At 57.7% G+C, this 2875-nt stretch carries 3 protein-coding genes; all 3 read left to right on the top strand.

Annotated elements, in window-relative coordinates; all coding sequences use genetic code 11:
• The first annotated feature begins 222 nt into the window (after positions 1-222).
• From BG842_RS12135 to BG842_RS12145, 3 genes are read left to right on the top strand one after another with little or no spacing between them, the layout of a single operon-like run.
• Positions 223-1515 (top strand): ABC transporter substrate-binding protein, encoded by a 1293-nt coding sequence (locus BG842_RS12135; RefSeq protein WP_254663120.1) that lies wholly within the window; start codon positions 223-225, stop codon positions 1513-1515.
• A gap of 39 nt (positions 1516-1554) precedes the next feature.
• Entirely contained in the window at positions 1555-2460 is a 906-nt protein-coding gene (locus BG842_RS12140) for a carbohydrate ABC transporter permease (RefSeq protein WP_069450932.1), read from the top strand.
• 3 nt (positions 2461-2463) lie between these two features.
• The gene (locus BG842_RS12145) at positions 2464-2826 is read left to right on the top strand and encodes a hypothetical protein (protein WP_254663121.1); all 363 of its coding nucleotides are present in this window, start codon (positions 2464-2466) and stop codon (positions 2824-2826) included.
• Positions 2827-2875 lie beyond the last annotated feature (49 nt).

Here is a 2875-nt window from a genome sequence, read left to right on the forward strand (position 1 = left end):
AAGTTCGTCGATGTCCATCTGTGTATTGCTTGCCATCCTATCAAGTTGAATCTTCTAACCGAAATTTCTGAATTGTGCCTCGTACCGACCATGCGAATTCTCATATTCACTCCTGTATCAAATCTATGGGCAAGATTTATATATGTCTTATTCTTCATGGTTGAAGTAGGAAAGAATACCTATGACAGGCGACTACAACACGGGGAAAAAACGCGGCGTACGGTGCTAAAATCACTCGGCGGGGCGGCTGGCGTAACGGCGCTCGCCGGTTGTCTCGGCAGTCTCGGCGGCAGTGGTAGTGACAGCGAATCCAAGGACATCACTTTCTGGACGAGCAACGTGGAAAACGACCGCAAGAAGGTCATCAACGGCGTCCTCGACTCGTTCGAATCGAACCACGAAGCGAAGGTCACGATGAACGCGGTCAAGGAAGACGACCTGCCGACCCGGATTTCGTCAGCCCGCGCATCCGACACGCTTCCGACCGTCGCGGAGTTCGGCCTCTCGCCGATGCAAAAGCTCGGCAGCGGCGGTCTTCTCTCGACGAAAGCGGCCGACGACGTCATCAGCTCTATCGGTAAGGACAAGTTCTACAAAGGCGCACTTGACCTCACGAAAGCGCCCGACGGCGGCCACTACGCGATTCCGATGTACGGGTGGGTCGAGGGGATGTGGTTCCGAAAGAGTGTCTTGGAGGACAACGGATTGAAACAGCCGACGACGTGGGACGCCATGCTGAAGGCGGCAAAGACGCTCCACAAGCCCGATAAGAACCAGTATGGTATCGTCGTCGGCACGAAGAAGACGGCGTTCGCCCGTCAGTGTTTCACGCCCTTCGCCCGCTCGAACGGCGCACGCGTGTTCGACAAGGAGGGCAACATCGTATTCGACAGCAAAGAGATGATAGAGGCCCTCGACTTCTACGGCAAACTCTCGAAATACACGCCGCCGGGCAAGGACACGTGGAAGACCGCGAACAACACGTTCCTCAACGAACAGTCCCACCTCATCCAGTACTCGACGTTCATCATGGGGGACCTCGTCGACAAGGGCGAGAAGATGGTGAAGGACACCGGCTTTGCCCCGTACGTCGAACACAAGCGCAAGAGCTCGTTCGGCCAAATCGTCGGTCTCAACCTCTTCGAGTCGACCTCAGACGGCCAGCTCGAATCCGGAAAGACGCTGTGTGAGTACATGATGACGAAGAAGTACGTCGACTGGCTCCACATGGCCCCTGGCGGAATGAACCCCGTTCTCAAGAAAACCGCGAGCAGCGACGAGTTCAAGGACAACGAGACGCTGAAAGCGTGGGGTTCGACAGTGGAGGACGTGTCTGCCGCCTTCGAGAACATCGAGCGCTTCGGCTACGTCGACGGCAAGGCGTTCCCGGAACTCGGCAACATCACGAACAAGTTCCTCGTCGCCGAGGCTATCTCCCGCGTGACGGACGGCGAGAGCGCCGACACCGTCGCCAAAGAGCAGGCGAAGAAGATGCGTGACGCCATCAAGGAGTAATCGATCTCGCTCGAAACCGACCATGACCCAATTTTACTCATGAGTTTAGCAAATCGTACGAAGCTGTCGCTGGACGGCGATTATACCGTGGAGCAGAAGGAGGCCATTCTCGGCTATCTGCTCATCGCACCGGCGTTGTTGCTGGTCGCCGCAGTCATCGTGTACCCCGTCCTCTACAACGTTTACCTGAGCTTTACGAACGTCCCCCTGTCACCCGACGCTTCCCCGACGTGGGTCGGTCTCGAACACTACCGAACCCTCCTTTCGAGCGGCGAGTTCTGGGATGCGCTCAAAACGACGGTCATCTTCACGCTCCTCAGCGACCTGCTCGCGACCGTCGGCGGACTCGGCGTCGCAATTCTGTTCAACCGGAAATTCCGCGGCCGTCGCCTCGTCCGCGGCCTCATGCTGTTGCCGTACGTCGCCCCGCTCATCGCGGTGGCCTACGTCTGGCAGTGGCTGTTGGACCCGCTGTACGGCATGGTTCCGTACTTCCTCAGTAACGTCCTCGGCATCTACGGCGGGGACATCGACCTGCTGAACAACGCGAAAACCGCGCTCTGGACGGTCATCGCATTCGACGCGTGGCGCTACTTCCCGTTTGCGTTCCTGATGATAATCGCTCGACTGCAAGCGATTCCGAGCGACATGTACGAGGCGGCGAAGATAGACGGTGCGGGATACATCGCCCGGTTCAAGGACATCACACTCGCCGAGTTGAAGTACGTCCTCGCCACCGTCTTCCTGCTTCGCTGGATTTGGAACTTCAACAAGTTCGCCGACATCTGGCTGCTGACCAAGAAGGTAAACACCCTGTCGCTGTACGCCTACCAGACGGCGTTCGCGAACTACAATCACGGGCAGGCGGCCGCCATCGCGATGGTGCTTTTCGTCGCGCTGATGGTGTTCGTGCTCGTGTACGTCAGCTGGATTCTGGAGTGGTAACACATGATACAAACGATACTCGCTACGGTGTCCGAGGGCTTCGGTAACGCCTTCGGACGAAGTCGCATCGAAACCAGCCTGTGGGAACGGGTCGTGTTCTACGGGGCGATAGCGCTGACGCTGTTCGTCTCGCTCCTTCCGTTCTACTGGATGGTCGTCACGAGCTTCATGCCGGAGAGCGCTATCTACTCGCTCCCGCCGTCGTTCGTGCCACAGGACCTGACGCTGAAACACTACGAGAGCGTCTTCAGCCCCGAGACGTTCCCGTTCGTCACGTACTTCAAAAACAGCCTCATCATTTCGGTGATTACCGCGGGATGTCCGTCGTCGTCTCGACGTTCGGCGCGTACAGTTTCGCCCGTTTGAACTACCCCGGACGAGCCTGTTCTCGCGCGGCGTCCTGCTCGTGTACATG

This window comes from Haladaptatus sp. W1, assembly GCF_001723155.1.
Lineage (GTDB): Archaea > Halobacteriota > Halobacteria > Halobacteriales > Haladaptataceae > Haladaptatus > Haladaptatus paucihalophilus.

What these genes read in the sequence shown, in the direction of transcription:
- BG842_RS12140 (WP_069450932.1), top strand. Translation starts at nt 1,555, where the DNA reads ATGAGTTTAGCAAATCGTACGAAGCTGTCGCTGGACGGCGATTATACC.
- BG842_RS12145 (WP_254663121.1), top strand. Translation starts at nt 2,464, where the DNA reads ATGATACAAACGATACTCGCTACGGTGTCCGAGGGCTTCGGTAACGCC.